General features: G+C 62.6%; 15 protein-coding genes. 5 read left to right on the top strand and 10 right to left on the bottom strand.

Going from position 1 to position 21284, the window contains the following annotated elements; genetic code table 11:
* The first annotated feature begins 290 nt into the window (after positions 1 to 290).
* The 5 genes from J5T34_RS02540 to J5T34_RS02520 are packed head-to-tail and all read left to right on the top strand — an operon-like array spanning position 291 to position 6324.
* A complete protein-coding gene (locus J5T34_RS02540; protein WP_244258662.1) occupies positions 291 to 1466 on the top strand; it encodes a glycosyltransferase family 4 protein in 1176 nt (391 codons plus the stop codon).
* Between the two features lie 10 nt (positions 1467 to 1476).
* The gene (locus J5T34_RS02535; RefSeq protein WP_244258661.1) at positions 1477 to 2793 is read left to right on the top strand and encodes an exopolysaccharide biosynthesis polyprenyl glycosylphosphotransferase; all 1317 of its coding nucleotides are present in this window, start codon (positions 1477 to 1479) and stop codon (positions 2791 to 2793) included.
* Positions 2793 to 3950 (top strand): glycosyltransferase, encoded by a 1158-nt coding sequence (locus J5T34_RS02530; protein ID WP_208578376.1) that lies wholly within the window; start codon positions 2793 to 2795, stop codon positions 3948 to 3950. Before J5T34_RS02535 ends, J5T34_RS02530 begins: the two co-directional genes overlap by 1 nt.
* Positions 3951 to 3982: 32 nt before the next feature.
* Positions 3983 to 5200: a lipopolysaccharide biosynthesis protein gene (locus J5T34_RS02525; RefSeq protein ID WP_347880629.1), complete on the top strand. Its 1218-nt coding sequence runs from the start codon at positions 3983 to 3985 to the stop codon at positions 5198 to 5200.
* Positions 5197 to 6324, top strand: coding sequence for a glycosyltransferase family 4 protein (locus J5T34_RS02520; RefSeq protein WP_208578374.1), 1128 nt, complete (start codon positions 5197 to 5199; stop codon positions 6322 to 6324). The genes J5T34_RS02525 and J5T34_RS02520 overlap by 4 nt, the downstream gene beginning before the upstream one ends.
* Here J5T34_RS02520 and J5T34_RS02515 read toward each other — a convergent pair.
* From J5T34_RS02515 to J5T34_RS02470, 10 genes are all read right to left on the bottom strand, one after another.
* Positions 6302 to 7420 carry a glycosyltransferase gene (locus J5T34_RS02515; protein WP_208578372.1) on the bottom strand — a complete coding sequence of 373 codons (1119 nt, stop codon included), beginning with the start codon at positions 7418 to 7420 and terminating at the stop codon, positions 6302 to 6304. The genes J5T34_RS02520 and J5T34_RS02515 overlap by 23 nt on opposite strands.
* Before the next feature lies 1 nt (position 7421).
* Complete coding sequence (wecB, locus tag J5T34_RS02510) at positions 7422 to 8525, bottom strand: non-hydrolyzing UDP-N-acetylglucosamine 2-epimerase (RefSeq protein WP_208578538.1); 1104 nt, start codon at positions 8523 to 8525, stop codon at positions 7422 to 7424.
* Between the two features lie 49 nt (positions 8526 to 8574).
* Entirely contained in the window at positions 8575 to 9726 is a 1152-nt protein-coding gene (gene glf, locus J5T34_RS02505) for a UDP-galactopyranose mutase (protein ID WP_208578537.1), read from the bottom strand.
* Positions 9727 to 9737: 11 nt separating this feature from the next.
* Entirely contained in the window at positions 9738 to 13043 is a 3306-nt protein-coding gene (locus J5T34_RS02500; protein ID WP_208578371.1) for a glycosyltransferase, read from the bottom strand.
* Positions 13030 to 14400 (bottom strand): ABC transporter ATP-binding protein, encoded by a 1371-nt coding sequence (locus J5T34_RS02495; protein ID WP_208578370.1) that lies wholly within the window; start codon positions 14398 to 14400, stop codon positions 13030 to 13032. Before J5T34_RS02495 ends, J5T34_RS02500 begins: the two co-directional genes overlap by 14 nt.
* Positions 14390 to 15223: an ABC transporter permease gene (locus J5T34_RS02490; RefSeq protein ID WP_208578369.1), complete on the bottom strand. Its 834-nt coding sequence runs from the start codon at positions 15221 to 15223 to the stop codon at positions 14390 to 14392. The genes J5T34_RS02495 and J5T34_RS02490 overlap by 11 nt, the downstream gene beginning before the upstream one ends.
* Before the next feature lie 738 nt (positions 15224 to 15961).
* Positions 15962 to 17041: an MraY family glycosyltransferase gene (locus J5T34_RS02485; protein ID WP_208578368.1), complete on the bottom strand. Its 1080-nt coding sequence runs from the start codon at positions 17039 to 17041 to the stop codon at positions 15962 to 15964.
* 5 nt (positions 17042 to 17046) lie between these two features.
* Entirely contained in the window at positions 17047 to 17838 is a 792-nt protein-coding gene (locus J5T34_RS02480; protein WP_208578367.1) for a glycosyltransferase, read from the bottom strand.
* Positions 17835 to 19880: a glycosyltransferase family 2 protein gene (locus J5T34_RS02475; RefSeq protein ID WP_208578357.1), complete on the bottom strand. Its 2046-nt coding sequence runs from the start codon at positions 19878 to 19880 to the stop codon at positions 17835 to 17837. Before J5T34_RS02475 ends, J5T34_RS02480 begins: the two co-directional genes overlap by 4 nt.
* A gap of 9 nt (positions 19881 to 19889) precedes the next feature.
* A complete protein-coding gene (locus tag J5T34_RS02470) occupies positions 19890 to 21281 on the bottom strand; it encodes a glycosyltransferase family 4 protein (RefSeq protein WP_208578356.1) in 1392 nt (463 codons plus the stop codon).
* Between the last annotated feature and the right edge of the window lie 3 nt (positions 21282 to 21284).

Here is a 21284-nt window from a genome sequence, read left to right as displayed (position 1 = left end):
GTTCGTATGCCCTGCCATGTGCCCGAAACGGCGCGCCAAAACCTGTATTTTGCCGGATTGCGATCAGGCACGGCAGTTATAATCGGTTCGGCCGGGCAGTTCGGTGTCCTGACACACGCCATCGCACGCATGATTTGCTGCAACGCCCGCCGCAATTTTGGCCGCCAATTGGGCCGCCATTTCCGATATCGCGCCCTCCTGCCACCGTGCCCTTGTCGCCGCGCTCGTTTCCCCATTTTCCGGCGCGCCGGTCCCTGCGCCGGTCCACGCGTTTGTCCGAGCCCCAGCCCTTGTCCTCGTCCGCCCTGCCGGCGGACCGGCAACAGGCCGGGCGGCCCCGCATCGCCTATCTGATCACCAATTCGGAGATCGGCGGCGCGCAGGCCCACGTGACCACGCTGCTGGAGGCGTTGGGCGACCGCGTGGAAGCGATCGTGCTGGCCGGGGGCGACGGGCCGCTGCTGACCATCGCCCAGGCGCTCGGCGCCCGCACGATCCGGCTGTCCCTGCTCGACAACGCGCTGTCCCCCGTGCGGGCGGTCGCCGCGCTGCGCGAACTGATGCAGGCGCTACGCGAGGCCGATCCGGACCTGATCCACGCACACAGCGCCAAGGCCGGTGCCTTGGGGCGACTGGCCGGCTGGCTGCTCGGCATCCCGGTCGTCTATACCGTGCACGGCTTCGGCTTCAAGCCCGCCGCGCCGCGCCGGCAACGGCTCGCGGCCCGCGTGGCCGAATGGCTGCTGGCCCCGCTGACCGCGCGCCTGATCTGCGTGGCGCAGGCCGAGCGCGAACTGGCGCGGCGCCTGCCCCTGCCGGCCCGGCGGATCGCCGTGATCCACAACGGCATCGCTGATGTCCACGAGCGCGCGGACGCTGGCGCCCCAATGCATCGCATCGTGATGGTTGCGCGCTTTGCCGCCCCGAAACGGCCCGATCTGCTGATCCGCGCCTTCGCGCAACTGGCCGATTCCACGCTGGCCGGCTGCGAACTGGTGATCGCCGGCGATGGCCCGCAACTCGCGGCCATGCTGGCGCTGGCCGAACGGCTTGTCCCTGGCCGCGTGGTGCTCCCCGGCAACGTCGCGGCGGTGCCCGCGCTGCTGGCATCGGCCCAGGCCTTCGTGCTGGCCTCGGACCATGAGGGCTTTCCGCTGTCGATTCTGGAAGCGATGCGCGCCGGCCTGCCGGTCGTCGCCACCGATCTGCCCGGTATCCGCGAACAGCTCGACGACGGCCGCTGCGGACTGCTGTGCGAGCCGGACAGCGTGCCGGCGCTGGCCGATGCACTGACGCGGCTGGCCAGCGACGCCACGCTGCGGATGTCGCTGGGCACGGCCGCACGCCAACGCTGGTCGCTTCACTATGGCGTGACGGCGATGGCCGATGCGACCTGGTCGATCTACGGTCAGCTTCTGCCCGCCGCCACGGGCGCCACCGGGCCGCTGGCCCGGGACAGGGTCTGAGGGGATGCGCATGAACAAGGCATCGGACACCGCCCGTCCCGCCCTGGCCATCCGCGCCCGCGGCTCCGAAACGATGCGCCGCGCCAGCCGTATGCTCGGCTGGGCCTTGCTCGGCCTGCTGCCGTTCGCGCTGAACATGGGACTGGCCGAAGCCGCCCACCAGGCCGGCTACGTGACCCACGTATTCCCGCGCACGCTGCTGTGGTCGATTGCCCCCTATCTGCTGGCCTTCGTACTGCTGCACCGCTCGCTGCATCTGCCGGCGATGGAAGGCAACAGCCTGGTCGGGCTCGCGGCGACGCTGCCCTTCGTCGCGCTGCTGTTCGCCTTCGCCGCCTTCCAGATCCCCTATTCCCGCGGCGCGCTGCTGCTCGGCTATCTGACCACGCTGGCGTGGATCTGGGCCGGCTATCGGCGCTACGTGCAGAACTACGTGCCGGTGTTCGGCTACACCGATCCGGCGGCGCTGGCCCAGCTGCAGCAGCTGCTGGCGATGCCCGGTGCGCTGCCGCCGGGCCGCACGCGCTTCGAGCCGATCGCATCGATCGAGGATGCGGTGCACTGCGACGGCCTGATGCTCGACCGCAGCGCCGCCGCGGACCCGGAACGCACGCGGCTGCTGGCGCGCTACAAGATGAGCCATGTGCGGATCTACTCGGTCGAGCGCGTCGGCGAGATGCTGACCGGCCGGCTGGGGCTCGACCATATCGACGAGAACTTCCTCGACGATCATGCCGCGCATTATTTCTACGGCTATCTGAAGCGCTTCATCGATGTTGCCACGGTGCTGTGCCTGGCGCCGCTGGCCTTGCCCGCCGCCCTGGCGGTGGCGGTGGCCATCCGCATGGATTCTTCCGGCCCCGCACTGTTCCGGCAGACACGCGTCGGCCTGCTCGGCAAGCCGTTCACGATGCTGAAGTTCCGCAGCATGGAAACCGCGCCGCAGGACACCGCGCGCTTCGCCGCTCGGCGCGACCCCCGCGTGACGCGCGTCGGCCGCGTGATCCGCAAATACCGGCTCGACGAGATTCCGCAGCTGTGGAATGTGCTGACCGGCGACATGAGCCTGATCGGCCCGCGCCCCGAGCAGGCGCCGATGGTCGAGCGCTTCGCCGACACGATCCCCTACTACCCGTACCGGCATCTGGTGCGGCCTGGCCTGTCCGGCTGGGCGCAGGTCCAGCAGGGCTATGCGGGCACGCATGAAGAGACCGTGACCAAGCTGAGCTACGACCTGTATTACGTCAAGCATTGCAGCTTCGCGCTGGATTTGCTGGTGGCGGTGAAGACGGTGAGGACGTTGTTGACTGGGTATGGGGCGCGGTGATGGACGTACCGACGATGCCGCGCGCACCGCTGCGCATCGCGCTGGTGACCACCGGGCTGCGGCTCGGCGGCGCCGAGCAGCAGGTCGCCGCGCTGGCGAGCCGCTTCGCGGCACTCGGCCACGCCGTGCTCGTTGTCAGCCTTACCGCCGGTCGCGAAGTCACGCTGCCGGGCGAAGTCACCACGGTGTCGCTGGCCATGAGCAAGACACCCTGGTCGATCGCCGCTGCCCTGTTGCACGCGCGGCGGTTGCTGCGGCAATGGCAGCCTGACGTACTGCACAGCCATATGGTCCACGCCAACCTGTTCGCGCGCGCCCTGGTGGCGCTGGGCGGCATGCCCCCGCTGGTCTGCACTGCCCACAGCGTGCGAGAAGGCGGCAAGGCGCGCATGCTGGCCTATCGCTGGACCGACCGGCTGGCCACGCTGACCACGCACGTCAGCGCCGAAGGCAGGCAGCGCATGATCGAACTGCGTGCCGTGCCGCCAGAGCGCATCGCGGTCGTGCCGAACGGCATCGACACGCAGCGCTTTCGGCCGAATCCGGCCTGGCGCGCCGACACGCGTGCCGCCCTCGGCATCGCGCCAGAACAACGGCTGGTATTGCATGTCGGGCGGCTGGTGGAAGAGAAAAACCAGGCGCTGCTGCTCGACGCCTTCGCCCATGTGGTGCAACTGAGCGGGCCCGACGCCGACGTCCAGCTGCGCATCGCCGGGGACGGTCCGTTGCGCAGCAATCTGGCGGCGCGCATCGCCGCGCTTGGCCTGGCCCGGCACGTGCAATTGCTCGGTACACGAGACGATGTCCCGCGGCTGCTCAACGCGGCGGACCTGTTCGTGCTGTCTTCCGATATCGAAGGCATGCCGCTGGTGGTGGGAGAAGCCCTGGCGTGCGGCTGCCCGGTCGTCGCGACGGACGCCGCCGGCGTGGCCGACATGCTGAGCCATCACGGCAAGGTCGTGCCGCGCGGCGACGCGCCGGCCCTCGCCCGCGCCATGCTCGGTGCGCTCGAGACCGGGCGTGGCAGCGCCGCCGACGAGGCGGCGCGGCATCGGCATATCGATACGACCCTGGGACTGGACGCCGTCAGCGCGCAATGGCTGGCCTGCTATGGACGGCTCGCCAGCACTCGCCATGCGCGCACGGAGCTGGCCTGATGCGGCGGCGGGTAGCGGGAAATTTGCTTTGGATGCTGGCCGAGCGCGGGCTGCAGGTGGTGGCGGGCATCGGCATCGTGGCGATGCTGGCGCGTGGCCTGGGGCCCGAGGGATTCGCGCATTTTCAGTATGCGCAGGCGGTGGTGACGATCGCGGCGTCGGTGGCCTTGATCTGCGGCGGCGAAGTCGTCGTGCCATGGCTGGTGCGGGAGCCCGCCGTGGCGGCGCAGCATCGGCTGCTGAGCCACGCGTTTCTGCTGCGCGCGATGGCGGGCGCGGCAGGCTATGCGCTGATGTGCGGCTATCTCGCCCTGGTTGGCGCGACACCGGAGGTCTGGATCGTCGCCCTGTTGCTCGGCGTGGCCATCCTGCTGCGCGAACCCGCCGGCGTCGTCAGCGCCTGGATGCAGGCGCATACCAATAACCGGCCGGGCACCGTGTTCAGCCTGGTGTCCTTGAGCCTGAAAGTCGCCGCGGTCGCCGGCCTGTTCCTCGCCGGCACGGCTTCCGCCCCCGCTTTTGCCATCGCCTTCGCCGCCGAACCCGTGGTGCTGGCCACCCTGCTCGGCGCCTACTACCTGCTGAAGGTACCGCTGCGGCGCGTGCCGTTCGACACGCGCATGGCCAGTCAACTGCTGCGCGGCGGCATGCTGTTCTGGGTCAGCTTCATGACGATGATGGCGGTGCGGCGAGTCGATCAGCTGATTCTGCAGCCGGTGGTGTCGGCGGAGACGTTCAGCGCTTATGCCGCCACCATGCAGATCCTGGACAACTACGCGGCCGCCGCGACGATCATTGCGGCGGGTGTCGCGCCGGTCTATGTCTACGCGAAAACCGATGCGCATGCCGCACGGCGGAATATCGGATGGCTGGCGCTGCTGCTCGGCGGCGTAGGGCTGGCCGGCGCCACAGTGATCGCCGCAAGTTCGCACTGGATCGTCCACCTGCTGTACGGCGAGCGGTTCGGGGCCGCCATCGCCCTGCTCGGCGTCGCCGCGTTTGCCAGCGTGCTGCTGTTTGTCGATATGGCGCTGACGTTGCTGCCGGTGTATTTGAGAAAGCCGCAGTGGATCGCAGCCAAGTGGGCCGGCACGTTGGCCGTGGTACTGGCGTTCGATTTCGTCGCCGTGCCGCGGTATGGCGCGTGGGGGGCAGTGGCCGGTTATGCGCTGGGCAATGCCGCAGCGGTGCTGGTGGGACTCGGCATCTGGTGGCGATGCCGGTCGGTGGCGCGAGTGCGAGTGGCATGACTGGCCGCCAGCAGAGACCGACGGTCTGTTTTCTGACAGGCACTCTGAATGCGTTCGCGGGCGCCGAGCGCATGACCGCGGTGATTGCCAACGAGCTGTCTCGGCGCGGCTACGCGGTGCATATCGTCAGCCTGTGGGATGCCGCCAGTTGCTTTGCACTCGAGCCCACGGTCCGGCACGAGGCCTTGTTTGCGCAGCGTCCCTCGTTCAAACGGCGGTATGTCGACACGGTGCTCGGCATTCGCCGGTATGTGAAGCGCCATCGGATCGATGTGCTGATCGAGGTGGACACCATGCTGACGCTGTTCACGCTGCCCGCCTGTGTCGGGCTACCGATCCGTCGGATTGCATGGGAGCACTGCAACTTCGATCAGGATCTGGGACGGCGCGCCCGGCGAATCGCCCGCCGTCTTGCCGTACGGACCTGCGAACACGTCGTCGTGCTGACCGACCGTGACCGCCGCAAATGGGAAGCCGCCCTTCCGTGCCGGAACATCGTCGTCATCCCGAACGCGTTGCCGCTGGCGATGCCGGTGGAGCCGGCGCCCGGCACTTCGACGATCGCGCTGGCGGTCGGGCGACTCACCCATGCCAAGGGCTTCGACGTCCTGCTGCATGCTTGGGCGCTCGTCCATCGGCAGTACCCCGATTGGCGGCTCGATATCGTCGGCGATGGAGAGCTGCGCGATGAACTGGTGAACCTGCGCGACGCATTGGGTCTGCAGCATTGCGTTCGCTTGCTGCCGGCACGAAAGGAGCTGGAACCGCTGTATCGGCAGGCGTCCCTGTTCTGCCTGCCGTCGCGCTACGAAGGGTTCGGGCTCGTGTTGCTCGAGGCCATGGCGTTCGGACTGCCCGTCGTGTCCACCGATTGCGAAACCGGGCCGAGAGAACTGCTGACCGGTCGCGATGTCGCGATCGTCGTCCCGCCGGACGATGCCGCAGCGTTCGGCACCGCGATTTGCACGCTGATTCGTGATCCGCATCGCGCCAGGGCGATCGGCCAGGCGGGCCGAGCATTCGCGGCGCGCTACGAAGCACCGGCAATCGGCCGGCAATGGGAGACGCTTCTGGGTGGGCCAGAAGGAAACGGCGAAACCGTCAGTCCCGCGTCCTCGATCTGAGCAGCGTGACGGCGTGGTTGAAGCGGCCTTGCCAGTCGTGCTGTTCGCGGAACTGCGCGATGTCGCTGGTCGAGGGTGAGTGCCGGGTGGTCCGCGCCCACAGCGAGCGCCAATCCATCCCCTTTTCGATGCGATCGGCCTGTCCGTATTCGATACGCCGCCGCATTTCTCCGAAGGCCGAGGACCACACCGGCACACCGAGCGCGCGCAGCTCGTAGAACTTGATGGGATCGACCGATGCCGTGAGCGCGTTGATCTTGAATGGGATCAAGCCGGCCGCGAAGGTCCGACAATGTTCGATCGCCTCCTGCATCGTGCATTCCGGAGCGACCCGAATGTTCGGTGGCAAGGACGGTACCAGGCTGCGTACCGGGCCGATCAGCTGGACCTGCTGCTCGGGCAGTGCCCGCGCGAGTTCCACGACCAGGTCCCAATCGAACCACTCGCCCATGGTACCGACAAAGCCGATCGCCGCGCCGGTCCGTCGCGTACAGTTCTCGACCGGGGGCAGCCTGCTCATGTCGTAGCCGTTCGGCACCACGTCCACCGCGGCTTTTCCTCCCGTCAGCCTCAGAAACTTCTGCTTCAGGCCATTCGCCGAGCAGATTACGACGTCGACCATGTCCGCAATCTGCCGTTCCACCCGGGACATGCTCCGGCGCGATATCCCCTGGTAGAACAGCGGATAGTCGTCCATTGCATCCAGAAACCGGCATTTCGCGTCGAAGGTTCGCAAAGCGCGCACTGCGAGCTTCGATGGCCGGCCGACTCCAACAATGGCCGGCCCGCGCAGACAGAACTGCTCGCATTGCCGCCAGGCCGCACGCCAGAAGAATTGATTGATCAGTTCCGAACCGGGAAGGGGCTCGATGGGCAGCGCGCGCGTCCGCTGCGTCGTCACGCGGCTCACCGGAACATGTCGCGCAACGGGTCCCTTTGCCAACAGCGAAAAATCGGCAAACCGCGGCAACCGTGTCGGATAGGGATCGACCCAAAGTACCTCGGCGTCCGCCTTCGTCACCATGTGCTGGACGAAGTAATGGGGCCGCTGCCAGTAGCTGGCCATCGGCACCGGAGCGAAATAGAGCAAGCGCATGTTATCCGGCGTAGCGCTCGCGCAGCACGTTGACGATGCGCTCGGCCGCCCGTCCGTCCCCGTATGGCGAGACGCCCCGCGCCATCGCCGCATACGCGGCAGGATCGTCGAGCAGCCGCTGGGTGTTCGATACGATCGCGTCGTAGTCCGGGCCCACCAGCCTGACGACGCCCTGCACCACGGCCTCCGGGCGTTCGGTCTCCCTGCGCATCACCAGCACCGGCTTGCCCAGAGCCGGCGCTTCCTCCTGGACGCCGCCGGAGTCCGTCAGGATCAGATACGCCTTCTTCATCGCCGCCACGAACGGCAGGTAGTCGAGCGGCTCGCACAGCGTGATGCGCGGATGCCCGCCGAGAATCTGGTGCGCCAGCGTATGAACGTTCGGATTCGGATGTACCGGGTAGAGAATCTCCACGTCCGGATTGCTGTCGGCAATATCGCGCACCGCCAAGAACGTTTGTCTCATCGCCTCGCCGAAGTTCTCGCGCCGATGCGAAGTGACCAGGATCAGGCGACGCCCGTCGGTGACGGCCGGCATGGCGCTATCGCAGCGAGCGGACACATCGAGCAGCGCGTCGATCACCGTGTTGCCGGTGACGTGAATCGCAGCCTCCGGTATCCCTTCTCTTCTGAGGTTTTCGCTGGAGTTCGTGGTCGGGCAGAAATGCCATTGCGCAAGCCGCCCTGCCACCACCCGGTTCATCTCCTCCGGGAAGGGATTCGCCATGTCTCCGGTGCGAAGCCCCGCTTCGACATGACCGATCGGAATCCGATGATAAAAACAGGTAAGCGCCACCGCCATGACGGTCGTGGTATCGCCCTGCACCAGCACGGCCTCCGGCTTCTCGGCTTGCAGTGCATCGTCCAGATCGAGCAGCAGTCTCGCGGTCAGCGTGGTCAGCGCCTGATTGGGCCGCATGATGTCGAGATCGATATTCGGCTCGATATTGAAGATCTTCAGGACCTGATCCAGCATGTGGCGATGTTGCGCGGTGGCCAATACCCGCACCTCGGCCCAGGGCTCCCGCGCCAGCGCGCGAATGACCGGGGCCATCTTGATCGCTTCCGGACGGGTACCCACTGCACAAAGGATCTTTCGTTTCATGGCAGGTCCGATACGACAGGGATGAACGGTGGACCGCAAGCGGCCGGGCTCAGATGGGGTCGACCACGAACGCCGGCATCGCTTCGCCCGCGGCAGTCGCAGCGATATATTTCTCCACCACGTCCAGCGCCTCGGCGATGGTGACGTGCATGTCCAGATACCGATAGGTGCCGAGCCGGCCGACGAACGTCACATGCGTTTCCGCGCGCGCTCTGTCGATGTATCGCGCCAGCTGCGCCTTCTCGTTGACCAGACGAATCGGGTAGTAAGGCGTATCGCCTTCCTCGCAGAAGCGGCTGTATTCCTTGAAGATCACGGTCGGCTCGTGACTTTCCCACGGCGCAAAATGCTTGTGTTCCGAGATGCGGGTCCACGGCACCTCGATATCGCCGTAGTTGATCACCGCATTGCCCTGGTAATCGCCCTGATGGCGCTCCTCTGCGAAATCCAGCGTTCGGTATCCGAGCCGGCCATCCGAATAGCCGAACCAGCCGTCGATCGGTCCGCTGTAGAACAGGTGGCGATACCCGGCCGCCATATCGCGCGACATGGGGGTATTCAGGTGCACCGTGATGGCCGGGTGTTCCAGCATCTTCTCCACGATGTACGTGTACCCGTTTCGAGGCATGCCCTGGAAGTTGCTGGCGTAGTAGTTGTCGTCGTAGTTGAAGCGAACCGGCAACCGTTTCAGAATGCTCGCCGGTAGTTCCGAGGGATGCATGCCCCATTGCTTCATGGTGTATCCCTTGAAGAACGCCTCATAGAGGTCACGCCCCACAAAGCGCAGCGCCTGCTCCTCGAAGGTCTTCGGCTCGACAATGGAGGTGTCGGCCTGCGATTCCAGAAACGCCTGCGCCTGCGCCGGCGAGAACGTCTTGCCAAAGAACTGGTTGATAGTCAGCAGATTGACCGGCAGCGAAAAGACACGCCCCTGCGTGATGGCCTTCACCCGGTTCGTGAAGGGCATGAATTCATCGAACTGCTGGATGTAGTTCCACACCCGTTCGTTGCTCGTATGGAAGATATGCGGGCCATACTTGTGGATCAGGATGCCCGTCCCGGCATCGCGCACCGCATGGCAATTCCCCGCGACATGGCTCCTTGCCTCGAAGACCTCGATCTCGTATTCCCCCGTCAGTGCCAGTTCACGCGCGATCACTGCGCCCGACAGACCGGCACCCGCCACAGCGATCTTCTTCATGGCCGCTCCTTTCAAAGGATGCGAAAGTTCCGATTCAGCTCATTGCTGATCGCCCAATTGGTCCGTTGCCACCACTGCATCAATTCGCGCTTCGCGGTGTCGTCATCGCTGTAGGTCAGGTAGAACCACGCGTGATGAAACGCGATATTGAGCAGATAAGGTCGACGCTCCGAACTCGCGGGCAACGACTCATACAGCGAAATGATGTTGCGCAGAATCCTGTGGTTGTCTGGCGCCCGCTTTCGTGCCACCTCGGGCGCGACCGACTGTCCCGGTCTGCCGATGTAGTAGCGGTAGAGCGCGAGGTTTTCGTAAGCCACCTTCCCGATGAATTTCTGCGGGAAGGCGATGTATTCCTGATCCACATAGAACGACTTTTCCGTGATGCGGATGTCGTTGTCCTTCAGCAAACTCGTGCGGTAGGTGATGGCATGCATGTGTGCATAGGACAGGCTCGAGTTGTCGACCATCAACTGCCGGTAGAAGTCGGCCACCGCATAGTCCCTTTCCTCCAGCCGTTCGGCATACGAGACCAGTTCACTGCGACCGCCGTCGAAGCTGCGCAGATAGTTAGTGACCACCATGTCGGTGTCCACCTTTTGCAGATAGTGGAGGTGCTCCGTCAGGTCGACCGGATCCAGCCAGTCGTCGGCATCGACGACCTTGAAGTACTTCCCGGTCGCCTCGCGAATACCGACGTTGATGCACGACCCATGGCCGCCGTTCTCCTTGTCGATGACCCTGACGGTATCGGGGTACTTTTTCTCGTATTCCCGCGCCAGCTCCAGGGAGCCATCCTTGGACCCGTCGTTGACGACGATCACCTCCAGCCGGCCGAGCTGGGATGGCGCGACCATGCTGTCCATGCAACGCGGCAGCAATGCCTCCATGTTGTAGGTCGGTACCACCACCGTCAGCAATTTGCCGTCTGTGGTATTCACCATGGACAGCATCGCCGTTTCGATGGCCATGGCGCGCGAGGCCCAGGTATTGGCCTCCGCGTCCCGGCGCAGCCTTTCGCGATGCTCCGGATCGTTCTTCAGCGTCAGCGCATGGCTGACCTTGGCCACAAAGTCCTCCTCGTCGTCGGCGACCAGGCACGACTCGTACTTGCGGCACTCGTCCATGCCACTGGTCACCACCGGAATGCCCTGCGCCATGTATTCGAACATCTTCAATGGCGAAACCGACTTGGTCAGGTCGTACTCGCGAAACGGCACGATCCCGGCATCGAAGAACCGCGAGAAGTACTTGAGGCGGTGGTATTTCTGCGCCGGCAGAATGTGGACGTTGGGCAGTTCGGAAATACGGCTCTGGGCAAAGGCGCCCTTTCCCCATTCGTAGTCGTAGCCGATCATGACAATGTTCACGTCCGGTCGGGCCCGGGACAGTGCCTTGATCAGGTCGTAATTCATCCAGGCGGCGAAGCTTCCGTAGTAGCCCACGATCGGCTTGCCTTCCTCGACGACCGCCTGGATCTCCTCCGGAACCGGAGGGTTGTCTTCCAACGTCCAGTCTTCCAGGCGCACGCCGTTCGGCGCGCAAATCAGGTTCCGCTTGCGGTAACGCGAACACTGCCGATAGAGATTGTCGGCCGACGCCACCACCAGCACGTCCTCGTCCCGCAACAGATATTCGTGACGCAGCAGACAGAAATCCGAAATCCCGGGATTGATGTCTTTCGAGATTTCGTCGATGAAGTCGTACATGAAGGTGTAGCCCAACCGCTTCAGCCGCTCGATATCCTGCAGCGAGGTGCCCGGCTCCGTTCCGACGAGGTGATAGAACAGCGGCGCCCGGCTCTCCACCGCGAGCAGGTCGATAAACTGGCGCCAGATATCGCGATCGTCGAAATTGACCAGAAAGAGGTGCTCGCTGTCGCGCTTGATGCAGTCGGTGAAGTCTTCCTGGTAGACCGGGTTCATCGCGCAAAGCACCAGATAACCGGCAGACATCAGGTAATCGGCGATATGGTGAGGCCGCTGTTTGAAGACCTCATGCCATCCCATGCAGCACGACCCCATGACAAAGACGCCCGCGTACTGCCTGTCGCGCAGGTAGGCCAGCAACTCGTCGGCGCGTCCGTTCGCCCGTACGTCGACGCGCATTACCGCGTGCTCGGCCGGTGCAAAGCTCTGTGCTCTGGAAAGGTAGGCTCGGGTTCGATCCACAGCCACCCGCGGCCCATATAGCCGCATGTAGTTCAGGAACAGTCCGAGATTGCGTCGGTTGGCGTTACGCGCGCAACGGGCCAGGAACCGTCCGCCGCGAAACAGCGTGCGGACACCGCGATAGCGCAGCGACCCTTCCGGCAAGACCCGCTTGCGTACCCGATGCAGTACCGTCAGGTACCGCCATCCTCTGGTGGCCTTGATCGTCGCCAATTCCCGTGCCACTCCCTGAAGTTCCTGGTCGCGGGTTGCCAGAACATCGCGGATCCGCTGAAGTTCGTTCCTGCCCTCGGCGACTTGCGCGTACAGCCGGGACGATCGCTTTTTCTCCGCTTTGAGGTCACCCGCCAATCCGACGATCCGGGCCTCACGCTCTTCGATCGCATCGTTCAACTGCGCAATGCTGGCATCGCGATTCGCAACCTCCTGCTCCGTATCGACGAGACGGTCGCGCAGCGCCGTAGCATGTTCATCGGTGATGCTAAGGTCCTTGAGAACGACACCGCTATCAGCCAGAAAGCTGGTACGTGCATAGACAAGCAAAATTTGCAGGCCCGGCCAGTAGCACGGGTGATGCCGGCTGGCGTCGATCACTGTCGAATGCACCAGCGCGTAATCGGGCGACGGCGCAAAGGCGAGATTCGATGCTTCGAACGTATGGTGATGCTCCGGGTGCCGTTCAAACTCGCGGTAAGGCAAAAGCAGGATCACGCATTTTCTGGCGGCCGACAGCAGGCGTTGCAGCGTCGACTGCGGGTCCCGGAAATGCTCCAGGGTGTTGGACGAGAACACCACGTCGTACTGTTGCGACGGCCCGGCCGTCAACCAGTCCTCCACCACGAAGTTGACCTGCGGATAAAACGAGGCCGCCTTCCTGATGGCCGCATCGGAGAAATCGATGCCGGTAACGGATGCCCCGCCGAAATACCCCGCCAGCACGTCCGTGCCATCCCCCTCCGCGCAGCCCCAGTCGCATATCGTCATTCGCTGGGACCGCGCGAGTTGCAGGAACCAGGAGGGCAGATTGTCGATTGCCAGCCGCGCGAAGTAACGGGATTGCTGGCGTCCCTGGCTTTCGTCCCAATCCGTCTCGAAGCGCAGATCCCAGTACTGCTTGTCGTTGATCTCGATGTCATCCCTGTACACGGGTCACCTCCTGGGTGATTTCCGGTTGAAACACGCCGAACAGGCGTGCCGCGGCCGAGGACGAGAAATAGTGCGCACCCTCGAGGTACTCGTAATAGTGAATGGCGGGACTTGCGCGGTTCTCGACCGCCGCGACCAGCAGATAGCGCCCCGTGACAAGCGGATTGCGAAAGCGAAAGGCGACGCGATACGTGCCGCTGTCGGAATCGAACCGCATGCGTTTCTGATCGTGTGTGGAAGAGACGATGAGGTCGCTACCCTTCAGGTCCTTGATCGAGAACGCCACGCTGAGGTCCTCTCTCTCCACCACTTGAGGCGGGCGGAATTCGATGCGCACCTCCATGTCTTCGCCTAGCTCGAAGACGTCGGCACGTTGTCCGTCCGCCCCGTAAATGCCGGCGTTGCGGATGCACCCGATATGTGAGCCCCAATGGGTGACGGGCTTGTTGTCGTAGCCCTTCTCGCTTTGCGAATGGTCGTGAGGCGAGCCGACGGCAGCCCCAAGCGTTGCTTCCTCGAGTTCCGCGATATCCCCCTCGAACAGGTGCGCCATGAAGCTGCCGGTCACCGGGAACACATCGCCATCCATGCGAAGTCTTCCCTCATCCAGCCAGATGGCGCGATCGCACAAGGTCCGCACCGAGCCGACGTCGTGGCTGACGAAGAGAATCGTCGTACCCGCCTGTTGCAGGGTTTTGATGCGCTTCATGCATTTGGCCTGGAAGCGCACATCGCCGACGGACAGGGCTTCATCGACGATCAGGATGTCGGGATCGACATTGATCGCCACCGCGAAAGCGAGGCGGACATACATGCCGCTGGAATAGGTCTTGACCGGCTGCTCGATGAAGCCGCCGATATCGGCAAAGGAAGCGATATCGTCGAAGCGGTCGTTCATCTCCGACCGCGTAAAGCCCTGAATTGCCCCGTTGAGGTAGACGTTTTCCCGCCCGGTGAATTCGGGATTGAACCCGGCTCCCAGCTCCAGCAACGCGGATACCCGACCCTGCGTCTCCACGGTGCCCAAAGTCGGCGTCAGGGTCCCGCAGATGATTTGCAGCAACGTCGACTTACCCGACCCGTTCCGCCCGATCACGCCCACCGTTTCGCCCTTGCGGATCCCGAAGGAAACATCCTGAAGCGCCCAGAATTCCCGGAAGTACTCTTTCGGCCGAAGACGGGCGAGACGCTGCAGTTTGGGAACAATGAACTGCTTCAACCTCGCTCGCCCGGATTCATAGATTTCATAGCGCTTCCCCAGGCCCATCGCTCGGATCGCGTAAGGCCGCGTCTCCGTCGCCACCGTCCGCGACGGCGGGCTCTCGATGGCGTCGAGCATTTCGACGTTAGAGGACATCTGCGAACCCCTTGCGCGTCTTCTGGAACCACCAGAAGCCGACCCACGCAACGGCGATGCTGATTGCGGCATACAGCAGCAGAACCGACCAGTCCGGGGGCTGCCCCAGCACCAGCACCTTGCGGCTCTCTTCGATGATCGAGGTCAGGGGATTGAGCTGCATCCAGAACTGGTACTTGACCGGCAGCGCAGACACGGGAAAAAAGACAGGCGACAGGAACAGCAGTACGGTGGCCGCGATGCCGGTGACTTGCGCGACATCCCGGACGAAAACACCGAGCGAGGACAGAAACCAGGCGAATCCCATCGATCCGAGGGCGAGAGGCAGTGCTACGAGGGGATAGTAGACCGCGGTCCACGGCAAGGCGCGATTGATCAGAAGCTGCGCGACCATCAGCACAAGCAGCCCGATCACCGAGTGGAACAGGGATGCACAGAACGCAACGAGCGGCAGGATCTCCAGCGGAAACACCACTTTCTTGACGTAGTTGATGTTGGAGGTGATGACGCTCGGTGAGCGCGTAATGCACTCCGCGAACAGGCCGTGCACGATCATGCCGACGAACAGCATGATGGCGAAGTCACCTTTGCTTTGGGCATCCACCGCCGATCCCCAGCGTGCATTGAACACCTCCGAGAACACGAAGGTATATACCGCGAGCATCAGCACTGGGTTGAAGAATGACCATGCCAGGCCCATCACGGAGCCCTTGTAGCGTCCCACGACTTCGCGTTTGGCCATCTGGAGGATGAGGTCGCGATTGCGGTACAGGCTGCGCAGGAGGTGAAACGGGCCGGTGGCGTGGGAAACGTGCGGATTCATGCGGCGGCCTCCTGTCGGGGAACGGCTTCTTGACCGTTGCGATCGTCCGGATTCCCTCACCGTTGTGCGAGAGCCAAGCAGCAAGAAGCGGCATTCGTCTGTCGCACGCTACAGCGCTACCGCTTCCGCCAGTTTGCCCGCGGAACGCGAATGTCTCATCCGAGAGGTCCGCGGGCGCCGTCGATTGTCATGGAAAGCGGGATCGCGGAGCCATCCGCCAAAAGTCTGAGATGACCGACATGGATTGACGTCTCTGACGTTATAGCCCACGCCTGGACCGTTGCAGAGCATCCGTGGCGACGGTTGAGGGGAACCGCCGCTCCTGAGACGCTTAAACGCTTGGAAGGCCTCTAAAACCGCTGGGAAACGCGTCGTGGGATATGAGGAACGATGGCGCTGGTTCTTTATGTCGGCTCGGGACACAGGTCGGATAGCCCTTATTTCAAGGGCCGAACATGCGCCAGACGCTGAGGCTATGTGATGCGCTAGACATCGCGGTAACTGAGTCCTGGCACATCGCCTCCTCGCGATGGCCAGTTGGTCCCGTATCTGACCTCTGTGAGACTTGGCGCTTGGCTCTGATAGGAGCCCGTTCGGTTCATGCGCCGGCGACAGAGAGAATAAGTGTGGAATGCCGCGCGATTGATGAGCCACTCAGGAGTCGAGAGAGGAACTCGACACACACCGCGCCCTTGAGCGCGAGTCCGGGCGATTTCCTCGTCCGAAATGCGGTTCAGGTCAGCCGCCACGGGCGCGCGTGATGATACGCCGCCCCACCCGTATGAATCGCCAGGCGTTGCGCATCACCAGTAGGTGGAATGCGGTGACGCCGAGAAACAGCAGGAACAGGACCTGCTCGGACACGCCGCTCTTCCATGCCGCGACACCAATCAGCCCCAGCGCGGCGTTGCTGGCCAGAATGATCAGTACGATGACATCCTGACCAATGCCCAGTCGGAGCAGTACGTGATGAAGATGGGTGCGATCCGCCGACAGAGGATTTCGGAGCTTGAGCGTGCGCCTGACCACGACGACCAGAAGATCGATCAGCACGACCCCGAAAACCCACAGCATGACGACCGGTGGCACGCGAACGCCGCCGTTGTATCGCGGTTGTGACAACTCGACCGCGAACCATAGGATGGCGAAACCGAGCATCAGGCTTCCAGCGTCACCAAGAAAGACCTTGAAGCGGCCGCGGAAGGGGTTACGGATATTGAAGATCAGGAAGCCGAGCAGCGCGCCGCAGAACACGACGCAGACCCTTTGCGCAGCACCATTGCCGATTTCGCCGGCAAGGTAAGCAAGCCACGCGAAAATGATCAGCGCCAGACCGCCGGCGAGACCGTCCAGCCCATCGGTCATGTTCATTGCATTGATCACCGAGACGCCGGCAAACAACGTCAGCGGAATGCCCCAGTTCGCCAGTTCGATCTCGCGCCGTCCAAACAGATCGCCCAGCGAGTCGAGATAGACGTTCCCCCACGATGTCATCAGGATGACCGCGAACAGCTGACCGCCCAGCTTGGTCACCGGCGCGAGCCCGCGCAGATCGTCCATCAGACCAATGAAGGCAAGCACCGTCAGCCCGCCCAACAGGGCGACATAGTATCCATGCGTGCGCAGGAAAAGCAGGCACCCGACCCAGACGGCAATGGTGACCGCAATGCCGCCAACGAGCGGTATCGCACCCTCATGGCGCTTGCGGGCATCCGGCCTGTCGAGTAAGCCGCCCATCATCGCCAACGGTCGCAGCAACAGGACCGCCAGCACGGATACCAAAAAGGTGAAGGAGGGTACCCAGAAGAAGTCGTACATTATCGTCAACTGGTAGGTTTCCGGGTTCGCATTCTACTCAGCCGGAAGCTCCAGTAAGCCCCGGATGTGAATAGGCGCGCAAAGCTTCCAAGGTGCCAGAGCAGATATCGCAACTGGCGGTGACTGTCCCGGCGAGCGTCATGGATAACTCTGACCTTTGCCAGGCGGACTACCGGCAGACCGGCCGACCAAGCCCGCAGGCAGATATCGACGTCTTCGCAATACAGGTGAAACCGCTCGTCAAAGCCTCCCAGTTCACGGTAGACATCGCTATTGAACACCATGAACATGCCGGCCGCCCAATCCACCTGGACGTCCATGCCGGCCGGATAATCGGAAGTACACCGGACACCGCGAACGCGCGCCATGACACGACCGAGCAGGCGTGTCATGGTCGGCACCCGCCGAACACTGTCTTCGACCGCCCCGTTCGGTGACACGATAGTCGGAACCACGATGCCAGGTTGCCGGGCCAATTGCTGAGTCAGCGGCCGAAAGGGATTTCCCTCCAGTACCAAATCAGGATTCAGTACGCAGAAATATGGCGTACGACAGCGCGCAAAGGCCGTGTTATGGTTCCCGCCAAAACCCTTCGGCGACGTGTTGGCAATAAAGTCGAACCCGTATTCGCGCACGGTGGTCTCACCAATTGCCGCCGCGTGAAGCGGCAGATTTTCCGTGACGATGACCTGCAATGGCATCGCATCCGCAAGCTCCCGCAATTGCGTCAGCATGGGCGTCAGGACATTTGATTGCCCGTGGCTTACGACGGAGATGGTGAGCGCGGGGTCATTCACAGCGCGTATTGAACCGTTGCCTCACCGCGTGGGTGCGAATCGCGCTGGGCCTCAGCCTCCTCCACACTATCTGTTGCATGCAGGATGTCATCCCAGACATAGCCCGTCAACGCGACCCAGCTGGCCGTATCCTGATACAGGATGCAATCAAAATAAGAATTGAACTCACGGAGGAAGTTGAGCGCCACTGGAGAACATTGCTTGCCAAGAACGGCACAGCACCGCTCCCCCCTTTGCCACAACGCCTTGAGCTGGTCGAGACTCGGCAGAGCAGCATCGGTGAAAATGACTGGCCGAGTGGGCTGCGTTTCACGCCGGGCACTGTCAGACGTCGGAACCAGCCACTTCAACTGGTATTCGCGCCTTAGCACATTTGATTTGTGAAACTGCCTGCGGGAATCCGAACGCGATACAGAACGGGCGTGAATTCGATGTCGGTAAAGCGGCTGAGGTATGTATCGGAAGCGACCGAACTCGGCAACACGAAGCGCCAGCTCCCAGTCTTGAATGCCAGAAAATCGGTCGGAAGTACCTCCCGCTCGGAGATATGCCGCACGGCGGATGACCTTCAAATGCGACGCGACCATGCCGTCGAGCAGGTCATCCCGGATATCCCGATCCCTTGAAGGAGCGATGTTTTCGTAGCCACCATAGACGGCGTGCCGGATGATCTTGTCGTTGTCATCGACATCGAGCCGATCGGTGAAGAAATAGTCTACGTCCGGGTGGCCCAGTATCTCGGCAGTCATTACCGCCAACGCGGTTTCCGATAGGGCATCGTCACAATCGAGAAACGCAATATAGTCACCCCTCGCCATCCGCACCGCTTCGTTCTGGTTGGCTGAAATGCCTTGGTTCTCCTCGCGCCTCAAGATGCGCAGACGCGGCGACGTTCCCTCGAGCGCGTCCAGAAGCGCTGCGACTCGCGCATCAGTGGAGGCATCGTCTATACAGATGACTTCAAAATTCATCGACGTCTGCGTGACTACTGAATCCAGACACGCAAACAGAAACTCGTAGTGATTGAAGATCGGGATGATCACCGAAATAAGAGGCGTGCCGTCAAGCCCCGGCAAGGTAGCGAATTTGGCCACGAGCTGGCGAACTCGATTGTTATCGTTTGCCACCGCCTCGCACGCCCCCTGCGCCTCGGGTAGCGATTCTTGAGCTCTGCGCGGACCCTCTCCGATCTGAGCGGATACGGCCAGTTCCTCGGCGTAGCTCGGGTGTTTCCGATAGCATTCAGCATGCCAATTTACCGCCGAATCCATGAAGTTGGGATACATGGTTGCCGGCATGGCAGCCCGGATCTTGGCCGCGGCGCACAGCCAGCTGTCCCCCATACGAAGGTAAGAGCGACGCATGCTCTGCGCGTGCTGGCGATAGACAGCCCCTCGCAGCGGGAAATAAGCCATTTTCGCGTTGCGCAACTTCAGCGTGCACCAAAATACCCAGTCTTCCTTCGCGCGCAGCGACTCGTCGAAGCGGACAGTGTCGAGCGTTTCCCGCTTGAATAACCCGCAGTGAATGGGGATGGACAGGCCTCGCTCCCAGTTGAATAGAAAATCCCCCAAACCGAAGGCAGATGTGGAGATAGCGCTCACTACCTTGCTGCACGAGGTTCTGGTCTCGTCGCAAAGCATATAGTCCGAAATAGAGACGTCGAGACGCGGAGCGATCGCGAAATGTTCGACTTGCCGATCAATCTTGCCCGGCACCAACAGATCATCGGCATCGAGAAACTGAATGAAGGCACCGGTAGCGCGAGCAAGGCCGGTATTGCGCGCGCTGGAGAGGCCTCCGTTGGCCTGCCGAACAATGTGGAGTTTCGCCCGATTCGGTCGGATTTCACGCAGCGCACGAATTGTTCGCGGCTCAGTACTGCCGTCGTCGACTACGATGACTTCCAGTGGCCCGCGGTATGCCGCCTCGACAGAATGCAACGCGTCTTCGAGGTATTCTCCCTGGTTGTAGCAAGGAACGATGACTGACACCAGCGGAAGCGCGGTTGTCGCGGTCGATTGTGTAATCGCGTTCATCATGACGGTGCTTCAGAGATAATTCGGCACGCTGGCCAGCCGAGAGGAAAAGGCTGGCCAGGTATGGCGAGACTCGATCAAGTTGAGCAGGTGCTCTGCCTTCCTCGCAGTCAGGACCCGGTCCTCGGCAATCTTGTTCAGTGCCGCGGCATAATCGGCGGCCGCGGGTTTTGCGGGTACCAGAAATCCCGTTGACTCTCCGATCAACTCGCGAACACCGCCCACATCCGGGGCGACGATCGGCACGCCAAGAGCACCGACCTCAAGCAGCATGTTAGGCATGCCCTCCCACCGTGACGTGAATAAAAAGGCGTCATATATCGTTGACTGGACCAAGTCGGCTGGATCTGAAAACGGGCCGTAATAGCGTAGATTATGCAAATCCGGCATGCCCAAACGCCCACCCACAACACTTTCGCCGTAAACATGGAAACGGATATGCGGACAATGTGCTGCAACCTGGTAGAGAAGATCAACGCGCTTCTCTTCGTCAAGCCGACCGGCCCAAAGCACGTTGAGCGGTTCGTGCGGCGGCGCGGAGCGCAACCGCATTAGTCGATTGCGCGCCGTTTCCTGCCAGTTGCCTTCGGCGATACGGCAAGCGTTGTACACGGCGTGGAATTTTTCCCGCGCGTATGTCAACCCATAGACATCCACCGCATCGTCCTGAAATCGAGCGTTGTCACTGAACAAGCCGTCAAGCGAATCGATGGCATCACGCAAGTAATATTCGGCATAGCCAATGCGGGAGGAGAAATCCGGCGTGAACTGAAACGCGAAAATACTGCCGAATAACCGCATCGCCTGTTGCAGCCGATGGCCCTCGCGGCAGATCAGTTTCCACCCGACGTCACTGTTGATCACGTGAAAAACTTCTGGCCGCAGCGTCATCAGGCAATCGCGTAGAAATGCTATCCGTCCGTCCTCGCTCGCTTCGCCGGGCAAATACTGCCAAAGGTTGATCAGCTTCACGCCGTCGGGTAACGCAAGCTCACCCGACACCATGTCGCGATCGGTCACCCATATACCAACACTGCGGGGGCTGCCATTTGCAACGATGGCGCGTGCGAATTGAAGCGCGGTGCGTTCCGCACCTCCCTTGCCGAGGAACGGCAGCGCGATGATGTGTGTCATTGGCCCATGCACCCGGCAATGGGCCGCAATTTCCGCGTACAACCGCAGTGCGGCGCGTTGGGCGTCATCCTGATCGAACGCGTCCCCTAAGCCGAAAGGGTTAAATGCGTCCTTCAGATTGCCGAGCAAGTCGCCATCGAGATCGGCTTTACGCAATGCCAGCAGCAATGGAGCGAGCTTTTCGCGCAGGCGCCATTTGACGGTTTGGGGTAGCGGAACGCGATGATACAGATAGCGCGCAACAGCGAGCATGCGATTTGACGGTGTCATGAC

It is taken from the genome of Cupriavidus gilardii (genome assembly GCF_017598945.1).
Classification (GTDB): domain Bacteria; phylum Pseudomonadota; class Gammaproteobacteria; order Burkholderiales; family Burkholderiaceae; genus Cupriavidus; species Cupriavidus gilardii_E.
Note: the sequence above shows the minus strand (reverse complement) of the source record. Positions and strands in the feature narration are given on the sequence as shown.

Bases quoted from the DNA above. Each gene is read 5' to 3' on its own strand.
- J5T34_RS02535 (WP_244258661.1), top strand. From the start codon at position 1,477: ATGAACAAGGCATCGGACACCGCCCGTCCCGCCCTGGCCATCCGCGCC.
- J5T34_RS02530 (WP_208578376.1), top strand. From the start codon at position 2,793: ATGGACGTACCGACGATGCCGCGCGCACCGCTGCGCATCGCGCTGGTG.
- J5T34_RS02525 (WP_347880629.1), top strand. From the start codon at position 3,983: ATGCTGGCCGAGCGCGGGCTGCAGGTGGTGGCGGGCATCGGCATCGTG.
- J5T34_RS02520 (WP_208578374.1), top strand. From the start codon at position 5,197: ATGACTGGCCGCCAGCAGAGACCGACGGTCTGTTTTCTGACAGGCACT.
- J5T34_RS02515 (WP_208578372.1), bottom strand. From the start codon at position 7,420: ATGCGCTTGCTCTATTTCGCTCCGGTGCCGATGGCCAGCTACTGGCAG.
- wecB (WP_208578538.1), bottom strand. From the start codon at position 8,525: ATGAAACGAAAGATCCTTTGTGCAGTGGGTACCCGTCCGGAAGCGATC.
- glf (WP_208578537.1), bottom strand. From the start codon at position 9,726: ATGAAGAAGATCGCTGTGGCGGGTGCCGGTCTGTCGGGCGCAGTGATC.
- J5T34_RS02495 (WP_208578370.1), bottom strand. From the start codon at position 14,400: ATGTCCTCTAACGTCGAAATGCTCGACGCCATCGAGAGCCCGCCGTCG.
- J5T34_RS02490 (WP_208578369.1), bottom strand. From the start codon at position 15,223: ATGAATCCGCACGTTTCCCACGCCACCGGCCCGTTTCACCTCCTGCGC.
- J5T34_RS02485 (WP_208578368.1), bottom strand. From the start codon at position 17,041: ATGTACGACTTCTTCTGGGTACCCTCCTTCACCTTTTTGGTATCCGTG.
- J5T34_RS02475 (WP_208578357.1), bottom strand. From the start codon at position 19,880: ATGATGAACGCGATTACACAATCGACCGCGACAACCGCGCTTCCGCTG.
- J5T34_RS02470 (WP_208578356.1), bottom strand. From the start codon at position 21,281: ATGACACCGTCAAATCGCATGCTCGCTGTTGCGCGCTATCTGTATCAT.